General features: G+C 32.2%; 20 protein-coding genes. 9 read left to right on the top strand and 11 right to left on the bottom strand.

Features of this window, described 5'->3' with window-relative positions:
* Positions 1 to 70: 70 nt before the first annotated feature.
* Both PW52_RS15330 and PW52_RS15335 read left to right on the top strand, forming a co-directional pair.
* Positions 71 to 952 carry a hypothetical protein gene (locus tag PW52_RS15330; RefSeq protein ID WP_044633864.1) on the top strand — a complete coding sequence of 294 codons (882 nt, stop codon included), beginning with the start codon at positions 71 to 73 and terminating at the stop codon, positions 950 to 952.
* A 220-nt stretch (positions 953 to 1,172) separates the two neighbouring features.
* Positions 1,173 to 1,757: a Crp/Fnr family transcriptional regulator gene (locus PW52_RS15335; RefSeq protein WP_044633865.1), complete on the top strand. Its 585-nt coding sequence runs from the start codon at positions 1,173 to 1,175 to the stop codon at positions 1,755 to 1,757.
* 127 nt (positions 1,758 to 1,884) lie between these two features.
* On the opposite strand, the gene fumC is transcribed toward PW52_RS15335, so the two are convergent.
* A complete protein-coding gene (gene fumC / locus PW52_RS15340; RefSeq protein WP_044633866.1) occupies positions 1,885 to 3,282 on the bottom strand; it encodes a class II fumarate hydratase in 1,398 nt (465 codons plus the stop codon).
* 165 nt (positions 3,283 to 3,447) lie between these two features.
* On the opposite strand from fumC, the gene PW52_RS15345 reads away from it, so the two are divergent.
* Together PW52_RS15345 and PW52_RS15350 are read left to right on the top strand one after the other, a co-directional pair.
* Positions 3,448 to 4,089, top strand: a complete 642-nt coding sequence (locus PW52_RS15345; RefSeq protein ID WP_044633867.1) for a peroxiredoxin — start codon at positions 3,448 to 3,450, stop codon at positions 4,087 to 4,089.
* A 96-nt stretch (positions 4,090 to 4,185) separates the two neighbouring features.
* Complete coding sequence (locus PW52_RS15350) at positions 4,186 to 4,365, top strand: hypothetical protein (RefSeq protein ID WP_044633868.1); 180 nt, start codon at positions 4,186 to 4,188, stop codon at positions 4,363 to 4,365.
* A 133-nt stretch (positions 4,366 to 4,498) separates the two neighbouring features.
* On the opposite strand, the gene PW52_RS15355 is transcribed toward PW52_RS15350, so the two are convergent.
* The 7 genes from PW52_RS15355 to PW52_RS15385 all read right to left on the bottom strand — a co-directional run bounded on the left by PW52_RS15355 (position 4,499) and on the right by PW52_RS15385 (position 12,573).
* On the bottom strand, positions 4,499 to 7,021 hold the full coding sequence (locus tag PW52_RS15355; protein ID WP_044633869.1) for a TonB-dependent receptor domain-containing protein: 2,523 nt from the start codon (positions 7,019 to 7,021) through the stop codon (positions 4,499 to 4,501).
* A gap of 210 nt (positions 7,022 to 7,231) precedes the next feature.
* Positions 7,232 to 7,573, bottom strand: coding sequence for an arsenate reductase (glutaredoxin) (gene arsC, locus PW52_RS15360; RefSeq protein WP_044633870.1), 342 nt, complete (start codon positions 7,571 to 7,573; stop codon positions 7,232 to 7,234).
* On the bottom strand, positions 7,573 to 8,193 hold the full coding sequence (locus PW52_RS15365) for an HAD family hydrolase (RefSeq protein ID WP_044633871.1): 621 nt from the start codon (positions 8,191 to 8,193) through the stop codon (positions 7,573 to 7,575). The genes arsC and PW52_RS15365 overlap by 1 nt, the downstream gene beginning before the upstream one ends.
* Positions 8,190 to 9,300, bottom strand: a protein-coding gene (gene prfB, locus PW52_RS15370; RefSeq protein ID WP_117584394.1) for a peptide chain release factor 2 whose coding sequence is annotated in 2 segments (ribosomal slippage) — positions 8,190 to 9,236 and positions 9,238 to 9,300 — 1,110 coding nt in all. Because the reading frame shifts where the segments join, the coding sequence is not laid out codon by codon here. The genes PW52_RS15365 and prfB overlap by 4 nt, the downstream gene beginning before the upstream one ends.
* 62 nt (positions 9,301 to 9,362) lie before the next feature.
* Positions 9,363 to 10,133, bottom strand: a complete 771-nt coding sequence (locus PW52_RS15375) for a transglutaminase-like domain-containing protein (protein WP_044633872.1) — start codon at positions 10,131 to 10,133, stop codon at positions 9,363 to 9,365.
* 12 nt (positions 10,134 to 10,145) lie between these two features.
* Positions 10,146 to 11,090 (bottom strand): alpha-E domain-containing protein, encoded by a 945-nt coding sequence (locus tag PW52_RS15380; protein WP_044633873.1) that lies wholly within the window; start codon positions 11,088 to 11,090, stop codon positions 10,146 to 10,148.
* A 10-nt stretch (positions 11,091 to 11,100) separates the two neighbouring features.
* On the bottom strand, positions 11,101 to 12,573 hold the full coding sequence (locus PW52_RS15385; RefSeq protein WP_240475196.1) for a circularly permuted type 2 ATP-grasp protein: 1,473 nt from the start codon (positions 12,571 to 12,573) through the stop codon (positions 11,101 to 11,103).
* Positions 12,574 to 12,769: 196 nt separating this feature from the next.
* On the opposite strand from PW52_RS15385, the gene PW52_RS15390 reads away from it, so the two are divergent.
* Complete coding sequence (locus PW52_RS15390; protein ID WP_044633874.1) at positions 12,770 to 13,789, top strand: threonine aldolase family protein; 1,020 nt, start codon at positions 12,770 to 12,772, stop codon at positions 13,787 to 13,789.
* Between the two features lie 75 nt (positions 13,790 to 13,864).
* On the opposite strand, the gene PW52_RS15395 is transcribed toward PW52_RS15390, so the two are convergent.
* Entirely contained in the window at positions 13,865 to 14,188 is a 324-nt protein-coding gene (locus PW52_RS15395) for a YbaB/EbfC family nucleoid-associated protein (RefSeq protein WP_044633875.1), read from the bottom strand.
* Between the two features lie 84 nt (positions 14,189 to 14,272).
* Here PW52_RS15395 and PW52_RS15400 point away from each other — a divergent pair, with 84 nt between their 5' ends.
* From PW52_RS15400 to PW52_RS15410, 3 genes are all read left to right on the top strand, one after another.
* Positions 14,273 to 16,333, top strand: a complete 2,061-nt coding sequence (locus PW52_RS15400; RefSeq protein WP_044633876.1) for a S9 family peptidase — start codon at positions 14,273 to 14,275, stop codon at positions 16,331 to 16,333.
* A 79-nt stretch (positions 16,334 to 16,412) separates the two neighbouring features.
* On the top strand, positions 16,413 to 17,453 hold the full coding sequence (locus PW52_RS15405; RefSeq protein WP_044633889.1) for a PLP-dependent cysteine synthase family protein: 1,041 nt from the start codon (positions 16,413 to 16,415) through the stop codon (positions 17,451 to 17,453).
* Positions 17,454 to 17,675: 222 nt separating this feature from the next.
* Positions 17,676 to 18,938, top strand: a complete 1,263-nt coding sequence (locus PW52_RS15410) for an aminotransferase class I/II-fold pyridoxal phosphate-dependent enzyme (RefSeq protein ID WP_044633877.1) — start codon at positions 17,676 to 17,678, stop codon at positions 18,936 to 18,938.
* Between the two features lie 118 nt (positions 18,939 to 19,056).
* Here PW52_RS15410 and PW52_RS15415 read toward each other — a convergent pair whose 3' ends face one another.
* Positions 19,057 to 20,181 carry a hypothetical protein gene (locus PW52_RS15415; protein ID WP_044633878.1) on the bottom strand — a complete coding sequence of 375 codons (1,125 nt, stop codon included), beginning with the start codon at positions 20,179 to 20,181 and terminating at the stop codon, positions 19,057 to 19,059.
* Positions 20,182 to 20,205: 24 nt separating this feature from the next.
* Positions 20,206 to 21,207, bottom strand: coding sequence for a transporter (locus PW52_RS15420; RefSeq protein WP_044633879.1), 1,002 nt, complete (start codon positions 21,205 to 21,207; stop codon positions 20,206 to 20,208).
* Between the two features lie 133 nt (positions 21,208 to 21,340).
* Here PW52_RS15420 and PW52_RS15425 point away from each other — a divergent pair, with 133 nt between their 5' ends.
* Complete coding sequence (locus tag PW52_RS15425) at positions 21,341 to 21,622, top strand: DUF4834 family protein (protein WP_044633880.1); 282 nt, start codon at positions 21,341 to 21,343, stop codon at positions 21,620 to 21,622.
* Positions 21,623 to 21,629 lie beyond the last annotated feature (7 nt).

The following is a 21,629-nucleotide window of genomic DNA, read 5'->3' on the forward strand; positions in this document are numbered from 1 at the left end:
ATATTTTTGTGAATTAAAAATTATATTAAGCGTTAAATCAAATTATTAAATAGGATTAATAGTATTAATTATGGAAAACAAAAGTAGCAAAGGGCTTAAAATAGCGTTAGGTATAGCGGTAGTGTTATTTTTAGCAACTGGTTTTTATGCCATGAATCTTCATAAAAAAGCCAGTGACGAAAAGAAAGAATTAGCTGAACAGAAACAGTTAGTTATGAACGATTTAAACGCCATGGCAAAACAATATGATGAGGCCATAGGTGAAAATGAAATTACAAATAATAATTTAATTGAAGCAAGAGGTAGAATTCAAGGTTTAATCGATTCGCTTAAAATATCTGAAACGAACGTAAAAAGTTTATGGAGATACAAACAAAAATATGTGTCCTTGCAAAAGGAAATGGATGTTTTATTAGCTCAAAACGATTCTTTACGCATTGAAAATTCGTATTTAGCAACTTCATTAGACAGTACTCGTATCCGTCTAGAAGAACGTTCTATTTTTACAGATTCTTTACTAGTGCAAAATAATGCTTTAGCCGAAGTAGTATCAGATGCCTCTGTTTTAAGTGCTGTAGATTTAAAGGCTTCTGGTGTAATTGTTAGAACATCTGGTAAAGTCATTCCTACAGAACGTGCAGGTCGTAGCGATAAAATAAGAGTATGTTTTATTGTCGCTAAAAACAAATTAATTCAGGCAGGCGAGCAAGAATTATATGTTCAGGTTATAGATCCTAGTGGAACTACTTTAGGTTTAAATGAACAAGTTGATTTTGAAGATAAAACGTTAAATTATAGTTTAATTAGCAAGTTTAACTATGAAAACGCAAACTTAAATATATGCGAATTTATTAATCCTGCTGAAGGTGATGATTTTGATAAAGGCAATTATATTGTAAATGTATATAATGAAAAAGACTTGGTTTCAACTTCAGAGTTTAGTTTGAGATAAGCTGATATAACTTAAAAAAAACTCTTTAATAACCTTACATATTTATGTAAGGTTATTTTTTTTCTTGACATGAAAAATATGCTGTTTAACGTTTTATCGGATGACCTTTATCCAATCAACTATTAATATTTGCACATCACAGAAAAAGAGATCTTTCTATTTATTAATCATTATATCTTAGTAGAATAATTAACAATTTAATAATTGATTAATTCATTTTATGAATCAAATAATTCAATTTTTACGCACATTTTATTCTATTTCAGATCAAACTTACCTCGACCTTTTAAGTATTTCTAAATTAAGACGCGTAAAGGCAGGAGAATGCTATGTTAATTCTGGAGAAATACCTGTACATATGTTCACCTTAGTTACAGGTGTTGTTCGTGCTTATGTAAGAACAGAAAATGGAAAAGAGTATAACAAAAAAATATATATTGGACCATCTATAACTGGTTCATTGGCTGCAATAATTAAGAATGAACCTTCTATTTATTCTTTGGAGGCTTTAACAGATTGCGAAGTTTACACAACCAATTATAAGGAGTATTTAGAACTTGGAGAAAAAAATCCCGAAATAAAAGAACTTTATATAAAAATGTTGGAAATATTCTTTATGGAGTACGAGCGTAGACAATTGGATTTTTTAACCATGAGTGCCACCGACCGCTATTTAAAGCTTAAAGATGAAGTTTTTAACATTGAAGATTTAATTCCTCAATATCAAATTGCAGCTTATTTAAGCATTACTCCTGTTCAATTAAGTAGAATTAGGAAAAAATTGAAGGAGATTAACATGTTATAATAAATAAGTAATTGTTAATACGTACTTTTATTTTATAATTTTCTGTTTTGAAATTGATTAATAGCAAATCAACCAAAAAAAAGCAGGTAGAATATTCAACCTGCTTTTTTCCTATTTTAATGTAAATTTATTTTAAACTACCAACCATGTCTTCTGGTTTAACCCATTCGTCATAGTCTTCAGCAGAAACGTAACCTAAATTAATAGCTTCCTCTTTTAATGTTGTACCATTTTTATGAGCTGTATTTGCTATTTCGGCAGCTTTATAATATCCAATTTTGGTATTCAAGGCTGTAACTAGCATTAATGAGTTATTAAGTAATTTTGTAATAACTTCTTGATTAGGTTCAATACCAGAAGCACAATTAACTTCAAAACTTTTACAAGCATCTCCAATTAATTGAGCCGATTGTAAAATGTTTGCGGCCATTACAGGTTTAAAAACATTCAGTTCATAATGTCCTTGTAATCCTCCAATAGAAATAGCAACATCGTTACCAATAACTTGAGCACAGACCATAGTAAGCGCTTCACACTGTGTAGGGTTTACTTTTCCTGGCATTATAGAACTTCCAGGTTCGTTTGCAGGAATGGTTATTTCACCAATACCACTTCTTGGTCCAGAAGCCATTAATCTAATATCGTTTGCAATTTTATTTAAAGAAACTGCAAGTTGTTTTAAAGCACCATGCGATTCTACAATAGCATCATGAGCCGCTAAAGCTTCAAATTTATTAGGAGCTGTAATAAAAGGTAACTTTGTAAATTCTGCAATATACTCTGCAACACGTTTGCTGTAACCCTTAGGCGTATTTAAGCCAGTACCTACAGCTGTTCCTCCTAAAGCTAATTCGCTTAAATGAGGTAAGGTGTTTTCTAAAGCTTTTAAGCCATGGTTTAATTGAGCCACGTAGCCAGAAAGTTCTTGTCCAAGTGTTAATGGCGTTGCATCCATTAAGTGAGTACGTCCTATTTTTACTACATTTTTAAAAGCTTCAGACTTTTTTTGAAGAGTATCGCGTAGCTGTTTAACCCCAGGAATAGTTACTTCAACTATTTTTTTATAAGCAGCAATATGCATGCCAGTAGGGAAGGTGTCGTTTGATGATTGCGATTTATTTACATCATCATTTGGTTGTATGGTTTTGTCGCCTTCACCAATAACTTTACCAGCCAATTGGTGTGCTCTGTTAGCAATAACTTCATTAACATTCATGTTACTTTGCGTACCAGAACCTGTTTGCCATATCACTAAAGGGAACTGATCGTCATGTTTACCTTCTAAAATCTCGTCGCAAACATTTGCTATTAAATCTCGCTTTTCAACAGGTAAAACACCTAATTCGCAGTTAGTATAAGCAGCAGCTTTTTTTAAGTATGCAAAACCATAAACGATTTCTAGTGGCATAGAAGCAGGAGCTCCTATTTTAAAATTGTTTCTTGAGCGTTCTGTTTGGGCACCCCAAAGCTTATCGGCCGGTACTTTAACCTCGCCCATAGTATCTTTTTCTATTCTAAAACTCATGTTTAATGCTTTTTAATTGTAATAGAACAAAGTTACTGTTTACTACTTTTTTTATCTATTATTTTCATGGATTTTTTTAACAGATATATAACATAAGATATTTTTATTATCCTATTAAATCTATTAATTTAGTAGGATATAAAATTACTAAAAAAACAATTCATTATGGCAACAATAAGATTAGGAGATGAAGCTCCAAATTTCAACGCAAATTCTACCGAAGGTTCTATAAATTTTCATGAATGGTTAGGAGATAGCTGGGGGATTTTATTCTCGCATCCAGCCGATTATACACCTGTTTGTACAACAGAACTTGGTACAGTAGCAAAATATAAAACTGAGTTTGAAAAACGAAACGTAAAAGTTGTAGCGTTAAGTGTTGATGGCTTAGAATCGCATAAAGGTTGGATTAACGATATTAATGAAACACAAAATACAACTGTAAATTTTCCAATTATTGCAGATGAAGACCGTAAAGTTTCTGAATTGTATGATATGATTCACCCAAATGCCGATAGTAAACTTACAGTGCGTTCGGTATTTGTTATTGGCGACGATAAAAAAGTGAAGCTAATTATTACTTATCCAGCTTCAACTGGAAGAAATTTTGATGAGTTATTGCGTGTAATCGATTCGTTACAACTTACAGCTTATCACAAAGTGGCTACACCAGCAAATTGGAAAAACGGTGAGCATGTGGTGGTAAGTCCCGCTATTTCTACCGCAGATGCAAAAAATATTTTTACAAAAGGGGTAGAAGAGGTGAAGCCTTATTTAAGAATGACACCGCAACCCAATTTAAATTAGTTAAAAACTCTGTTAATAATTTTTACTTACGTATTGTGTAAAAAATAACATTACACTATATTTGCGGTAAATTAATAATAGAAGCAATTAATAATTATGTTTGATTTTGACCAATATTTAGGCTTTTTAGCATTTTTAACCATTTTAACCATTGGGTTTTGGTTAATGATATTTTTGTTAACTTTTGTTATTCCTTACTGGATTGGTGGGGCTTTAATTGAAAGATTAAAAGAAATTAAAGAAGAGAAAAAAGCTAAAAGAGACGACGCCAACTAATTAAGCATAACTTATTACAACATATAAAGGGAAACTAAATAATTTTAGTTTCCCTTTTTTTATTGACCTATTTTTTGAAGCTTAAAATATTAAAGATTGACTTTTTAAGCATTTAAATTTTTGGAGTTAGGAGTTAGCCTTCAAATTCAAAATCGTCTTCACCACCGTTACCATGACCTTCTCGTTGATTTTGTTTTTTGTGTTGCTGATTAAATCGATATCGTAACGACAGGTTTATTTGTCGTTGTCTCCATTGCATTTCACTATAACTTTCATAAGTATCGGTAAATGTGGTTGCCTTTCGTTTTCTAGAGTTTAACAGGTCTCTTACATTTAAAGAAACCGTAGCGTTGTTGCTAAAAAGCTCTTTGCTAAAAGCTAAATCTAACGTAAAAACACCTTCGTTATCACTTTGTGCATCTTGACTAGGACCTCTATAAAATGCATTAGTTTGCCAATCTACTTTTGCAGGTAAAGTTACTTTACTGCTAAATCGTGTAAACCAACTGGTGTTTTTTGCGCTATAATCTACATCGTTAAATTCACCATCGGTTTCAAACTGAAAAAAGTTAAAACTAGAATTTAAACGCATCCATTTTACAGGATTATAAAGCACGCCTAATTCGGCACCAGTACGTTTATTAGTAGATAAATTAACAGGAATGGTTCTAATAATATCAATTCCGTCTGATGTTTGTTGGCCTGTATTTTCCTGTATACGCTCAAACGAATTTGTTTCATGTTGATAATAAACAGAGGAGGTTAAGGTTAACTCATCCCAACGTTTTAAATAACCAATATCGAATGCACTTGCAAAAGCGGGTCTTAAATTAGGATTTCCTTGCCATATATTGGTACGACTAGAGCGCGATGGAAACGGATTAATATACCAGCCTCTTGGGCGGTTAATGCGTCGGTTATAACCAAAGGTTAAGCTTTCTTCGGCGTCGTCTTCGTTTTCAGATAAATCGTAAATAACATTAACTGTTGGGAATAATCCAAGATAATTGTTGTTAAAATTAGTCTCAATTGGGAAGCCATAAGATGCTTCTAAATCTTCAGCAGATAACCTAGAATCGATATCTCCTTTTAATTGGGTGTTTTCTAAACGCAAACCTAATAAAAATGAAAACTTGTTAATTTTAGTACCATATTGCGAATAAATGGCATTTACATTTTCGGTATAATCAAAAATATTCGAAAGGGTATCGTTTACAAATAAACTACCTGTGCTTAAATCTTCTTGTTCTAGTAAATAATCGGTAACAGAGTTTTCAAAATTACCTCTATAACCAGCTTCAAATCGAGCATTTTCTCCTATTGGAAGCACATAATCTACTTGAACTAACGATTCGTTATCGCTTTCGTTTTGTGTTATATTTTCAATTTGAAAAGGTTCTGCATCTGTTTGATATGTTGTAATATAATCTTCGTTGTAAAATGTAAACTGTTCGTCATTTCCAGTTTCAATTTGAAAATCGGCTGTAAGTTGATGGCCATCATCGTTAAATTTTGTAATGTAATTTAGGGCGAACTGAAGGTTACCACCGTCTTCATTTTCTTTTTCAACACGTTGGGTTTGTTCCACAAGGTTACCATCAATAAAACGATCGCTAATGTTTATGCCTGTATCTCTATCTTCGCCGTAGTTATAAAAAACGGTACCAGTTAACGAGGTTTTTTCCGAAAGGAAATATTCCATTCCTAAACTACCGTTATAGTTTCGGTTAAGGCGTTCTGTATCTTCATCTTCGCGCACTCTATCTATTTCATCTGCTTCAGCGTTAAAATAATCGGTATCGCTAAAGCTATTTCTTGGCGAATTATAATAGCGGAACCCTAAGTTTGAAAATAAATTAAACTTCTCGGTGCGGTAGTTTAAATTTGTTGAAAGTCCTATATTATCTGGATTACCTACAGTTGCGTTTATAGAGCCGTTAAAGCCTAAAGTTTCTTGCTGTCGTAAAATAATGTTTAAAATTCCTGCGGTTCCTTCGGCGTCGTATCTAGCCGATGGCGAAGTTATTACCTCAACACGTTCAATGGCTTCGGCAGGTAACTGACTTAACACATTAGTATCGCCAAAACCAGCCATTGCCGATGGTTTACCGTTAATTAATATTTTAACGTTTTCATTTCCGCGTAAACTAATAGCGCCTTCAACATCTACAGCTACAGATGGTACATTATTTAAAGCATCACTTACGGTACCGCCAGCAGTGGTTAAATCTTTACCAATGTTATAAACTTTTTTATCAAGTTTAATTTCTACTGTAGTTTTTTCAGCTATAATTTGAACGGCATCGAGAGTGGCTAAGTCTAAATCCATCGAGATGGTGCCGAGGTTTTCGTTTTTATTTAAGGTTTTATCTGTAAATGTTATAGTTTTATATGAAATATATTCTATTAAAACATTATAAATTCCTTGGTTAACAGAAACACTAAAATTGCCATTAATATCTGTAATGCCTCCGTTAACTATTTTGTTTTCGGTTTTACTAAAAATAGAAACCGAAGCATATTCTAGAGGGGCATTCGTTTCAGAATCAATTACTTTGCCTTTTATTGTTATTTCTTTGTTACTATTTTTTGATTGTGAAAAACTTGGGAAAATAATCAATACAGCCAAAGTAGCAGTAATTATACATTTGTTCATCTAAAAATATGTTGGTTTGGTTTAGATTGTAAAAATATAATATGCTTCAAGCAAAACAGGTTAAAATTCTGTTAATACGAGGCGAATTTAGTTAAATGATTTACTAAGTATTGATGGTTTTTGTACAACTACTTTATTTCTGATAATAATCACTTACTTTAAATACACAATACTTATAAAAAATTTACATTTAGTAGGTTTTGAATTTTTTTAAATTATAGTAGAAATTTGCTCAGGCGGTCGACCAACTACAGCTTTATCGCCATTTATAACGATAGGACGCTCTATTAACTTTGGAAATTTTGCTAAAGCAGCAATAATTTGGGGATCTGATAATTCTTTGCCTTTAAAATGCTCTTTCCAAATAGCTTCGTTTTTTCTAACCAATTCTAAAGGTTTTATGCCTAATAACGCAATAATTTCTTTTAATTTTTCTTCGGAAGGCGTATCTTCTAAATACTTTACAACTTTAAATGTTTTACCAGAATCTTCAAGAATTTGTAAACCTTCTCTCGATTTTCTGCAACGGTTATTATGGTAAATAGTAATCATTATAAAATATTTATGTTGTAACTTTTTAATTGTTCGATTAGTAATTCGGGAGATTTAAAACGAATGCCGTTAATACCTAGTTTATTAGCAGCTTCAATGTTTCTTAAGTTATCGTCTATAAAAATGGCATTTTCGGCAGTAATATTATAACGTTCTAAGGTTAAATTATAAATCTCATCGAAAGGTTTACGCGTATTTTCATCGCCAGAAACCACAATGCCTTCAAACCATTTTAAAAACTCGTATCTTTTTAAGGCAATAGGGAATAACTCCGAACTCCAATTGGTTAAAGCAACTACTTTGTAATTAGGGTTCTTTACAAAATAATCTAAAATTTTTACAGTGCCCTCAATAGGACCAAGGAGCATTTCTTCCCAACGGCCATAGTATTGTAGAATTTCGGTTTCGTGTTCGGGGTACTTTTCAATTAAAACTTTATTAGCTTCTTTTATGGTGCGTCCAGCATCTTGGGCTTCGTTCCAATCTAAAGTACAAATGTTTTGTATAAACCATTTCGCTTTTTCGGCATTGCCATTAAAAACGCTAGTAAAAACATGTTCTGGACTCCAATTAATTAAAACGCCACCTAGGTCGAAAATTACTGTATTAATTTGTTTCATAATTGATTATTATCTTCTGTTTTTTGCCCCATGAGCATTAAATACGATTTTAAAAAGGCATCGATATTACCATCCATTACGGCATCGACATTTCCAGTTTCGAAACCAGAACGAACGTCTTTTACCAATTTATAAGGATGCATTACATAGTTTCGAATTTGGCTTCCCCATTCAATTTTCATTTTACCTGCTTCAATATCTTCGCGTTGGGCTAATTGCTTTTGCAATTCTATTTCGTACAATTGCGATTTAAGCATTTGCATGGCTCTGGAGCGGTTATCGTGCTGCGAACGTGTTTCGGAACATGAAATTTGAATACCAGTAGGTTTGTGGGTAAGTTGCACCTTAGTTTCAACTTTGTTTACGTTTTGTCCGCCAGCACCACTTGAACGCGCCGTGGTAATTTCAATATCGGCGGGGTTAATTTCTATTTCAATGGAATCGTCAACTAAAGGATAAACGTAAACCGAAGCAAAACTAGTATGGCGTTTGGCATTGCTATCAAATGGAGAAATTCGCACTAAACGATGTACGCCATTTTCGCCTTTTAGCCAACCAAAAGCAAAATCACCTTCAATTTCTAAGGTTACTGTTTTTATACCTGCAACATCGCCTTCTTGAAAGTTAAGTTCTTTTACTTTAAATCCACTTTTTTCGGCATACATTAAATACATGCGCATTAACATGCTTGCCCAGTCACAACTTTCGGTACCACCAGCGCCAGCAGTTATTTGTAAAACGGCACTTAGGCTATCACCTTCGTCCGATAACATATTTTTAAACTCAAGTTTTTCTATTACTTCGAGTGCTTTTTGGTAGCGGTTTTCAACATCTTCAGCGCTTGCTTCATCTTCTTTATAAAACTCGTAAATAACTTCTAAATCTTCAACTAAAGTTTTGGAAGTATCGTAGTCTTTTACCCAACTTTTCTTTTCTCGAAGCGATTTCATAACCAATTCGGCTTGTTTGGAATCGTTCCAGAAATTAGGATCGAAGGTTTGTTCTTCTTCGTTTTGTATTTCTATAAGTTTGGCTTCTATGTCAAAGATAGTGCCTAAGTTTGTCAAGGCGGGTATTTAGATCTTTTACTTGATCGAGTGTAATCATGGTTATTTATAATTTGCCATAAAAATACTATACTTTTTGATAAATGTGCAAACATTTACCTTTTATTGTTGTTGCGAATGTTGTTGTGTTTTTATTCCTGTTTCATTTGAAGATATTACCATTTTTACAGGATCGCAATCGCTAAGGGAAGTGCCATGAGCAATTTTTATATGGTTGGTTGTTAGCAGTGAATTATGCATTACATTGAACGCTGTCCAACCTATTTCCGGCACGTAGCATTCTGCCCAAAAATGTATATTGAAGTTGTTTTTAAAATGAAAATATCCAGAAACAAAACGGGCAGGAATTTGGTTTAATTTAGAAAGATAAACGAATGCTTTAAGAGTTTCGGTTGAAGATTTTGAAGCTTCAGAAACATATAACGAGCGCATTAATTCTTGTAAATTGCTGAATATTGATGTTTTTTTATTGAAGTTAAATTTTAGTAACTCATTATTTTTAAAGCTGTTTAATTTTAAAAATTGATTGAATTTAGTCTTAAAAGCTTCAGAAGCTATGGTTCGCTGAATTAAAGCAATTTGTTTTATTGAAGATTTAAAATCGGGACGTTTTTTGGATGTTATTTCAACTTTAAATTCAGCTTCAAAATTAATAAAGTTAACTGCTTTATTTGATTTTACTAAAATGGTTTCGGCATTATAATCATTTAATACTTTTTCTAAAACGGTGTTAATATTAGTTTTAAAATGACTCGAAATTAACCTTTGTGACGAATTACATTCGGGAGTTATTAAAAACAACCAAGCAGCACGTTGTATGGGCTGCTTGATGGAGTTTGTGTAATTATATGTTATGGTGTAATGTTTTGTCACACCTTGATAAATTTAATAGTCAAAATATTCTTCCTCTAGTTTAGAACTAATATCCATTAAACAACAAAGTGTGTCATCTATAAATTTTCTAACGTCCTGCTGAATTTCACTAATAGTTTTAAATTGATATTCTGCTCGCATTTTACCAATTAAAAAAGCCGATGAATTTAAATTATTAATATTGTTTCCTCCAATTTGACAAATGTGAGCGTAGGTTTGGTTTAAGCTATTCATTACAGAGCGTGGACAATTAGGATTTAAAATTAAAAACTCCAACGTACTTAGTTGAGATGGTGTACGTCTATTTAAACCTCTCATCATATCATAGGATTCGGCACATTTTAATAGGGTTGTCCACTCGTAGCTATTTTTAATTGGTTTAGAGTAGCTACTTATGGCTTTTTCAGCATCATGCAATTTGGTTTGTATAATACGTGTAATTTGTGTAGCTCGTTCTATATTTATTCCTAGTAGAATTAAGGCGTAAATTTCATTATGGAATATAGTCCCTCTAATTTTGGCTCGTAAAATAGCAGTATTTTCGGTAACAGTGGTGGTGAAATCGTAAAGTCCATTTTTTACAAGTTTATCTTTCGGATAATTCATAACGAAATGGTAAAACTTGTTTAATGCTTCATAAAACTCGGTCGATATTAAATCGCGAGCGTTATTGGCATTTTGTCTCGCTGCTTTTATACAGCTCAAAATGGAATATAATTTTTCTGGATTTAAACCAACATTGTAAATTACTTCCTCTTCAATTAATGTACTTTCGTCTTCAACACGATCGTCTACCATTCCATAAACAGAATTTAATACAAAAGGTCTGGATTGCGATAGCATGTTAGGCGCATCAAGCGATGAAAAATAGTTTACGTTTAAAAATCGAGCAGTATGTTCTGCTCGTTCAATATAGCGCCCCATCCAAAATAGGTCGTTTGCAACTCTAGCTAGCATATAGTTTAATTTATTTTTTTAATACCCAAGTGTCTTTTGATCCACCACCCTGTGAAGAATTTACTATTAAATTTCCTTTTTTTAATGCCACTCTTGTTAAACCTCCTTTTAGAACAAACTCTTTATCTTGGCCTAATAAAGTAAAGGTCCTTAAGTCTACATGACGTTGCTCGAAAGAGTTGTTGTCTTCAATATATGTAGCATGAACAGATAGTGACATTATGGGTTGAGCTATGTATTTTCTTGGGCTTTGTTTTATTACTGTTTTAACCTTTTCTATTTCCTCTTTGGTTAATCTATTTCCAATAGAAATACCATAACCACCTGCTTCATCAACTGGTTTTATAACGAGTTTATCAATGTTTTCTAGAATAAATTTTAAATCGTCAGGCTTACTACAATGATAGGTGTGTACATTTTTTAATACAGGTTCTTCCTTTAAGTAATATTTAATAATTTCTGGCATGTAGGTGTAAATGGCCTTATCATCTGCAACTCCGGTTCCTGGTGCGTTTGCTAAAGTAACGTTACCGCTAATATAAGCTGAGAATAAACCTTTTACCCCTAAAACTGAATCTTTATTAAAAACATCCGGATCTATAAAATCGTCATCAATTCTGCGGTAAATAACATCAACTCTTTTAGGACCATAAATGGTTTTCATGTAAACAAAATCGTTCTCTACAAATAAGTCGCGTCCTTCAACTAGTTCAATTCCACTTGTTTTTGCTAAAAATGAATGTTCATAGTATGCTGAATTGTAAACGCCGGGTGTAAGAATTACACAAGTTGGAGAATCAACACTATGCGGTTTTACCGATTCTAGCATTTCAAGTAAATTCTCTGAATAATCTGTTACATTTTGAATTTCATAATGATTAAAAACCCCAAATAGTGCACGTTTTAAAGCATTTCTGTTACCTACAACATAGCTGACTCCAGAAGGACATCTAATATTGTCTTCTAAAACATAATAATTACCATCAGAGTGTTTTATTAAATCAGTTCCAGAAATATGATTGTAAATTTTATTCGGTGGCGTAAAATTCATCATTTGCTTTAAATAATTCCCAGAAGAATTAATTAATTCTATAGGTACTATACCATCTCTTATTATATTGCGATTATGGTAAATATCCCATAAAAACTCATTAAGTGCTTTGCAGCGCTGTAAAACACCTGTTTCTAAAATTTCCCATTCCTCGGCTTCAATGATTCTTGGGAATAAATCGAAGGGAAATATTTTTTCCTGTGCTTTATCATCATTGTAAACTTGAAATGTTATGCCTTGATTAAAAAAAGAAGCTTTGGCTTTTTCGTTTAAGGCAGCAAAATCCTGGATTGAATGATCACTATATAAATCTAAAATTTTCTGATAAATTGGTCTTACATTTTGATTTTCATCAAAGATTTCATCAAATAATTTTGAATCTTTTTGATAGGAAGAAAATATAGGGTTTGTATTCATGTAATCTATTTTCATTTATTTTTACCAATTTACATAATTATTATATTTTTAGTTGTGATAATTACTTATTTATATAAAGCTTTTGTTATTAAAATATTAAAATTTAGCATATTAAATTGCTACAATCATATTTTATACTGTTTTTATAACTTTATTTTTAATAAAAGTTAATATAATATTATTTGTTGAAAAATTTGATTAAGAGGTACTTATGGTTATAGATTTAAGAAGTGATACAGTTACAAAGCCATGTAAAACCATGTTAAGTGTAATGATGCAAGCTAAAGTTGGAGATGATGTTTTTAGGGAAGACGTAACAGTTAATTTATTGGAAGAACGTATTGCAAAAATGTTTGGTAAAGAACAGGCATTATTTTTTCCAAGCGGCACCATGGCCAACCAAACTGCAATAAAACTACATACGCAACCTGGAGATCAAATAATTTGCGATAAATACTCACATATTTTTAATTATGAATCTGGTGGAGCATCTTTTAATAGTGGTGTATCCTGCAACTTAATTGATGTAAACAATGGTTTTTTTACCGCAAAAGATGTTGAAAACGCTATTAACCCAAGTGCATATTATTTTAGTAAAACCAGTTTGGTAGAAATTGAAAATACGGCAAATAGGCGAGGAGGTTCGTGTTGGGATTTTAATGAAATAAAAAAGATAAAAGAAGTTTGCACTAAAAATAATTTAGGTTTTCATTTGGATGGCGCACGTTTATGGAATGCTTTAGTTGCTAAAAAAGAAACAACCGAACAATTCGGAGAAGTTTTCGATACAATTTCAGTATGCTTAAGTAAAGGTTTAGGGTGCCCAATTGGATCTGTTTTAGTTGGTGATGCCAAAATTATGGAAAATGCTATTAGAATTCGGAAAATATTTGGAGGAAACATGCGGCAAGTAGGATATTTAGCTGCTGCAGGTATTTATGCTTTAAATAATAATGTAGAGCGATTAGCTCAAGATCATTATAAGGCAAAGGATCTTGCAGAAACATTATCTAAATTATCAGTTATAAAATCTGTTGAGCCTACCGAAACTAATATTATAATTTTTGAATTAAATAAAGATGTTTCAGAAGACGAATTCGTGAAAAAGTTAGCTGCTAAAAATATACATATTATTAGTATGGGCGGAAACAAACTTCGCATGGTTACGCATTTAGATTATACCGATGCTATGCACGAAAAGGTTTTATTAGCCTTAAATAAAATAGCTTAGCTAATAACTTAAAATAATTCCACCAAAAAGAGCCCTCAATTAGAAGGCTCTTTTTGTTATACAAAACACTTAGTTTTATTTAAATAAATCCATACCAGGTATATTCGGCATGCCTTGTTTAGCTACAGCAGCAAGTTCTGCTTCATTAATTTTTGTCGCTTTTTCAATCGCTTTGTTTAAGGTTAAAATTAAATAATCGTCAAGTTCTTCCTTATCTTGCATTAAAGCATCATCAATTTCAATAGATTTAATAGATCTATTTGCTGTTAAAGTTATTTTTAATTTACCATCATTACTGGACTCATCAACCAAAACAGTATCTAAACGCTTTTTAGTATCTTCTACTTTTTGCTGGGTTTCTTTAAGTTTTCCCATCATATTCATCATATCTCCAAACATGTCGCTTTTAATTTTAATATTACAGTTACAAAACTATTTAATTTTTCTATTTTTGAGGGCTAAAATTTTAAGATTTATTTCCTTTTGAAAAAAGATATACAAGCCCCAGTAGCAAAACAAATAGCCAAGACTTTACAAATTCATAATGATAGTAGAGTCGATAATTATTACTGGTTAAAAGAAAGAGAAAACCCAGAGGTTATTAGTTATTTAAATGCCGAAAACGATTATACCAAAAGTATGATGGCGCATACCGAAGAGTTTCAAAAACAATTGTTTGATGAAATGAAAGGTAGAATAAAGGAAGACGACACCTCTGTGCCATACAAACTTAATGGGTATTGGTATGTTACACGTTTTGAAACGGAAAAGGATTATCCTATTTACTTACGAAAAAAGGAAACACTAGAGGCTCCAGAAGAAATTATCTTCGATTGTAATATTTTAGCTAAAGATCATTCGTATTTTAATTTAGGAAGTATTGCTATTAGTCCAGATAATAAAATGGCTGCATTTTCAACAGATACGGTTAGCCGAAGGCAATACAATATTCAAATAAAAAACTTAGAAACCGGAGAGATTCTTGAAGATAAAATTATAAACACAACAGGACGAGCCACTTGGGCAAACGACAATAAAACATTGTTTTACACCAGAAAAGATGAAGTTACCTTGCGCTCGCACAAAATTTTTAAGCATAAATTAGGAGAAAGTGTGGAGCAAGACAAGGAAGTGTTTTTTGAAACCGATGAAACCTTCAATACATTTGTTTACAAAACAAAATCGAAAAAGTATATTGTAATTGGCTCTTCCAGTACGTTAACTACCGAATACCGTATTTTAAATGCCGACACACCTGATGGAGATTTTAAAATTTTCCAAGAGCGGACACAGGATCTAGAGTACTCTATTGCGCATTATAAAAATAGTTTCTACATTATTTCTAATGCAAATGGCGCTCAAAACTTTAAGTTATCTAAAACAAACGAAAACAACACAGAACTAGAACATTGGGAAGATGTTTTACCACATCGAGCAGAGGTTTTAATTGAAGATATAGAAATTTTCAAAGACTATATAGTAGTTAACGAGCGCGAAAATGGGGTAAATAAACTACGTATTATAAGCTGGAATGGCGATGAAGATTATTATCTTCCATTCAACTCAGAAACCTATACAACATACATTGGTAATAACCCAGATTTTAATAGTAACGAACTGCGATATGCATATAACTCGTTAACTTCGCCAAGTTCTGTAATAGATTATAATTTTAAAACTAAAACTAGTCAAATTAAAAAAGAGCAAGAGGTTTTAGGAGGGCAGTTTAAAAAAGAAAATTACGAATCTAAACGCATTTGGGCTACAGCCAGAGATGGTGTAAAAGTTCCAATGTCTTTGGTTTACAAAAAAGGAATAAAATTAGATGGCAACAATCCGCTTTTGCAATATGCATACGGTTCGTATGGCTCAACTATCGATCCTTCTTTTTCAAGTATCCGTTTAAGCCTGCTAGATCGTGGGTTCATTTATGCTATTGCGCATATTCGTGGTGGCGAATATTTAGGTCGCCATTGGTACGAAAACGGTAAATTATTAACTAAAAAAAATACGTTTACAGATTTTATAGATTGTTCAAAGCATTTAATAGAACAAAATTATACTTCAGCAAAACATTTATATGCTTACGGAGGTTCTGCTGGTGGCTTGCTTATGGGGGGGGTAATTAATATGAATCCAGAATTATATAATGGTGTAATAGCTGCCGTACCTTTTGTAGATGTAGTTACTACAATGTTAGATGATACTATTCCATTAACCACAGGAGAGTATGACGAATGGGGAAACCCAAATAAAGCAGAATACTACTTTTATATGAAGTCTTACTCACCCTACGACAATGTAGAGGCTAAAGCGTATCCTAATATATTGGTAACGACAGGTTTGCACGATTCGCAAGTGCAATACTGGGAGCCAGCTAAGTGGGTGGCTAAACTAAGGGAGTTAAAAACCGATAAAAATAAATTACTTTTACATACCGATATGGATGCTGGACATGGTGGGGCATCTGGACGGTTTGAAAGCTTAAAAGAAGTCGCTCTAGAGTATGCTTTTTTATTAGATTTAGAGCGAATTTATGGCTGATAAAAAAAAAAATTATACTTTTGTTGGGTTATAAGCCACTTTTTATCCTAAAATAAAAATGGGTTTTAAAATAACTTTTATGAAAAACAGAAATCAAGTATTTGATAATGTATTAGATTTAGTAGGCAATACACCACTTGTTAAACTAAATAGAATTACTTCGGATTTTGAAGGTGATTTTTTCGCAAAAATAGAATCTTTTAATCCTGGACAATCCTCAAAAGACAGAATAGCACTTTATATTATTGAAGAAGCCGAACGCAAAGGTATACTTAAACCTGGAGATACAATAATTGAAACAACATCAGGAAATACTGGTTTTAGTATCGCTATGGTAAGCATTATTAAAGGTTACGAGTGTATTTTAGCAGTTAGTTCAAAATCTTCAGCAGATAAAATCGATATGCTTAAAACTATGGGGGCAAAAGTTTATGTTTGTCCTGCTCATGTAAGTGCAGACGATCCAAGATCTTATTATGAAGTTGCAAAACGATTACATGAAGAGCGCAAAGGTTCTGTTTATATTAACCAATATTTTAACGAATTAAATATTGAAGCGCATTACCAGTCGACAGGCCCAGAAATTTGGAAGCAAACTAATGGGGAAATCACACATTTTGTTGCTTGTAGTGGTACTGGTGGAACTATTTCAGGAACAGCACGATACTTAAAAGAGCAAAATCCTAATATTAAGGTAATAGGGGTTGATGCTTTTGGCTCAGTAATTAAGAAATATCATGAGACAAGAGAATTCGATGATAAAGAAATATATCCTTATCGTATTGAAGGCTTAGGTAAAAACTTAATACCTGCAGCAACAGATTTTGATGTGATTGACGAATTTGTGAAAGTAACCGATGAAGAAAGCGCACATACAGCTAGACAAATAGCTAAAACCGAAGGTATTTTTGCAGGATATACTTCTGGTGCCGTTATGCAAGCAATAAAGCAATTAGGTGAAGAGGGAAGATTTAAAAAAGGTGATAAAGTAGTGGTTATTTTTCCAGATCACGGGTCACGATACATGAGTAAAGTTTACAGTGAAAAATGGATGAATGATCAAGGGTTTTTCGACAGTGTTAACGAAGCATCTACTCAAAAAATAGAGTATATAAAATAAGGAATTGCATTTTATTACATAAAATGGTGTTTTACCTAAAAGTAGAGCACCATTTTTTGTTTATTTTAAGAATAATTGAACATTAAAAATTATGTTCAATATTATAAAATACGTAATTTTGCGTCCACTAAATAAAAACGATTTTAATTTTTTAACCCTTAGCTGCTTAATATAAAACGAATCGTTTAAGTTATAACTATTAATAGCCATAAGAATTAATAAATGAAAGATTTATTTGATAAAATTTACAGAGATAAAGGACCTCTAGGAAAATGGGCGTCTCATGCTGAAGGATATTTTGTATTTCCTAAATTAGAAGGAGAAATTTCAAATAGAATGAAATTTCAAGGAAAAGAAGTTATAACTTGGAGTATTAATGACTACTTAGGGTTAGCTAACCACCCAGAAGTAAGAAAGGTAGACGCTGAAGCTGGTGCTAAATATGGTTCAGCTTACCCAATGGGAGCTAGAATGATGTCTGGTCATACCGATTTACACGAACAACTTCAAAACGAATTAGCTGCTTTTGTTAAAAAAGAAGCTGCATATTTATTGAATTTTGGATATCAAGGAATGGTTTCTACCATAGATGCTTTGGTATCTAAAAATGATATTATTGTTTATGATGTAGATGCTCACGCATGTATTATTGATGGTGTGCGTTTACACCATGGTAAACGTTTTACATATAAGCATAACGATGTTGAAAGTTTAGAAAAAAACTTAGAGCGTGCTACTAAAATGGCAGAACAAACAGGTGGAGGAATTTTAGTGATTTCTGAAGGTGTTTTTGGAATGCGTGGAGAACAAGGACGCTTAAAAGAAATTGTTGAACTTAAAAAGAAGTTTAACTTTAGATTGTTCGTTGATGACGCACATGGTTTTGGTACTTTAGGAGCTACTGGGGCAGGTGCAGGTGAAGAGCAAGGTGTACAAGATGATATTGACGTTTATTTTGCTACGTTCGCAAAATCTATGGCAAGTACAGGAGCTTTTATTGCAGCAGACCAAGAAATTATTGATTATTTAAAGTACAACCTGCGTTCGCAAATGTTTGCTAAATCTTTACAAATGCAATTAGTTGTTGGTGCTTTAAAACGTTTAGATATGTTACGTACAATGCCAGAGTTAAAACAAAACTTGTGGACTATTGTTGATGCTTTACAATCTGGATTAAAAAAACGTGGTTTCGATATTGGTACCACACAAAGTTGTGTAACTCCAGTTTACTTAAAAGGAAGTATTCCTGAGGCTATGGCTCTTGTAAAAGATTTACGTGAAAATTATGGCGTATTTTGTTCTATTGTGGTTTATCCTGTAATTCCAAAAGGATTAATTTTATTAAGAATGATTCCTACGGCGACTCATACCTTACAAGATGTTGAGGATACGCTTAATGCTTTTGATGCTATTAGAGATCGATTAGATAATGGGACTTACAAACGTTTATCGGCAGCTGTAATGGCAGAAATGGAAGATAAATAATTAAAAACAAAATAATAAGCTGCTTGAAATTTATTATTGTTATTCTGAGCTTATTTCGGAATTTTAATAACCTGATACAAGATCAGGTTTACAATTTAAAAATTTCAAGCAGTTTTTTTTATAATACTTTTTTATAAGTACGTCGGCGTTTAATAATTTTAGGATTAAAGTTTTTCCAAATATTTTGAATAGCCTTATTATCTTCTAATTCTGGAGTTCTATGGCAATATTCAACGCCTCTTGCTTTAAAAATAGGATAGTATTCACTAAATAAAATTGAGTGAACTCCTTTGCCTTGGAAATCCTCACGAATACCAATTAAATAGAAAATAACATCTTTACTATGTTTTTTAGCGCTTAATAAATGCCTAAAACCAAATGGGAATAATTTTCCGTTTGTTTTTTGAAGTGCTTCAGAAAATGATGGCATAACAATAGAGAACCCTACCAAGTTTTTGTTATCGTCCACCACAAATTTTATATATTCAGGATTAATGAAATTAATAAACTTCTTTTTAAAATAGTCTTTTTGCACATCATTAATTGCTACAAACGAAGATAGTTTAGCATATGTCTCATTAAATAAATCGAACATTTTATCTACAAGAGGCATTAAATCTTCAGTTTTTGTAAAATTTAAAGCTTCTAGTTTATAACGACGTTTTATAAGGGATTGAATTTTTGTAAATTGATTTGGGTCTACATCGTTAAAAGAAAACACGCTTTCTATATATTTTTTTTCTGTGCTGTATTTCGCTGCTTCGTAATGCTTAATATAATAGGGGTAATTATACCAAGTAATCATGCTTGATATAGTATCGAACCCTTCGCTTATAACACCGACCTTATCTAAATTAGAGAACCCAACAGGTCCTTCTGTATATTCTAAATTGTTTTCTCTTCCAATCTCTTCAACCTTATTTAAAAGTGTTTGAGAAACTTCTAAATCATCAATAAAATCAAACCAACCAAAACGCATTTTTTTCTGGTTTAGGTCTTTTACTTCTTTCCAGTTTATAATTGCAGCTATTCGCCCTACAAGTTTGTTGTTTTTATAGGCTAAAAACAATGTCGCTTCGGCATCTAGAAAAACCGGGTTTTCTTTGGTGTCGAACGATTTCATTTCTTGTTTAATAATAGGAGGTACCCAATATTTTGAGTCTTTGTAGAGTGTAAACGGAAATTTTACAAAAGTTTTTAAATCTGCTTTAGTTTTAACTTCTTTAAGTATAGTTGTATTCATATATATATTAAGCGAATTGCCTATTTAGAAATCTATAGATTTTTTTTGTCTTCTTTTAGGAGCAGTACTGTTGGTGTTATTTTTTGTGTTTTTTGATTTACCACTACTTCTTTTAATAATATCTTTTCTGCTATTACCATTATTAATTTCTTTGTCACGATGAAAATCTAATCGGTAAGAGGCTCCAATTGTTGCATTAAAAACCGATGGAGTATCTTTCATGTTAAGCGTAATAGCGGTGTCTAATTGAAAATTTTTGCTCAATAAAAAAGCGCCTCCACCTCTAAATAAATTATCGGCATAAAAATCGCTTTTAATACCTTGAGTTTCAATAAAAAGTACCCATTTCGGGCTTATTGAGCGTGTTAGGGTTAAAATGTATTGAAAATCAGATTGTTCGGTTCCAATTCTATCTTTAATTAAGTTCACCACAAAAACAAATCCGCTAGTAAAATTATGTTGTGTAGCAATCATTACTTTAGGGCTAAAACCTTCAACACCAGGTGTAATATATGGATTATCTGGTGTATCGTAATTCGCGCCAACATAAACGGATACGGCAGGAATTAGCGATTTCCAATCGAAACGTTGGTTGGCTTTCCAGCTGTACAAGTTAGGTTTCTTTTCTTCTGCGTTTTTATAGGGGTCGTAAACCAAATATTTTGCACCAACAGCTAAAAATTTAAAATTCCCTCTTTTTTCCTCCGTTGCAAAATCAGATTCAAACTTTTTTTTATCTCCTTGAAATGTGCCTTCAATATTTAATTCTAGCTGTTCCCAAAGTAAACCGTATCGCGCAGCGAAATCTACTCCTAGACCAGATACCTCATAAGCAGGCGATGGTGTTCGTTTTTCGTTAACAAAGTATGGGCCAACTTCTAGTTGAGCAACGTTAGTACCAACAGAAAAAGCACTTCGTGAAACACCAGGCCGATTAGAGTTTATAACATCTGTGTATTGGCTGTAACTTGCAAAACTACAACAACAAACAAATATTAAAAGTAAGATAGATTTATTTGGGCTCATAATTAATAAAAATAGGTAATTATAGGGTTGTTTAATAATAGGTGCTTCAAATATAGAGATTTTATAAATTTTTTATCATTTTTCACCGTTTTTTAAATATTTAGAATTGTATTTTTGTTAAAAAATTATTTTTATGCAATATGCATCTGCAGTTGGTCTGGTAAGAACGATTTTAATTATTCTATTAATTTATTTTGGAATAAAAATATTGGCGCGCTTATTTATGCCATTTTTTTTAAAGTTTGTAGCGAAAAAAGCCGAAGCTCGTTTTGGCGATCAGTTTTCACAGTTTGAACGACAACGAAATCAACAAAAGGCTAAAAAAGAAGGCGAAGTTACAATCGATAAAATTCCAAATACTAAAACTTCGAGTAAAGATGTTGGAGAATATGTAGATTTCGAGGAAATTGATTAATTTTCAA

It is taken from the genome of Neotamlana sedimentorum, assembly GCF_000943565.1.
GTDB lineage: Bacteria > Bacteroidota > Bacteroidia > Flavobacteriales > Flavobacteriaceae > Neotamlana > Neotamlana sedimentorum.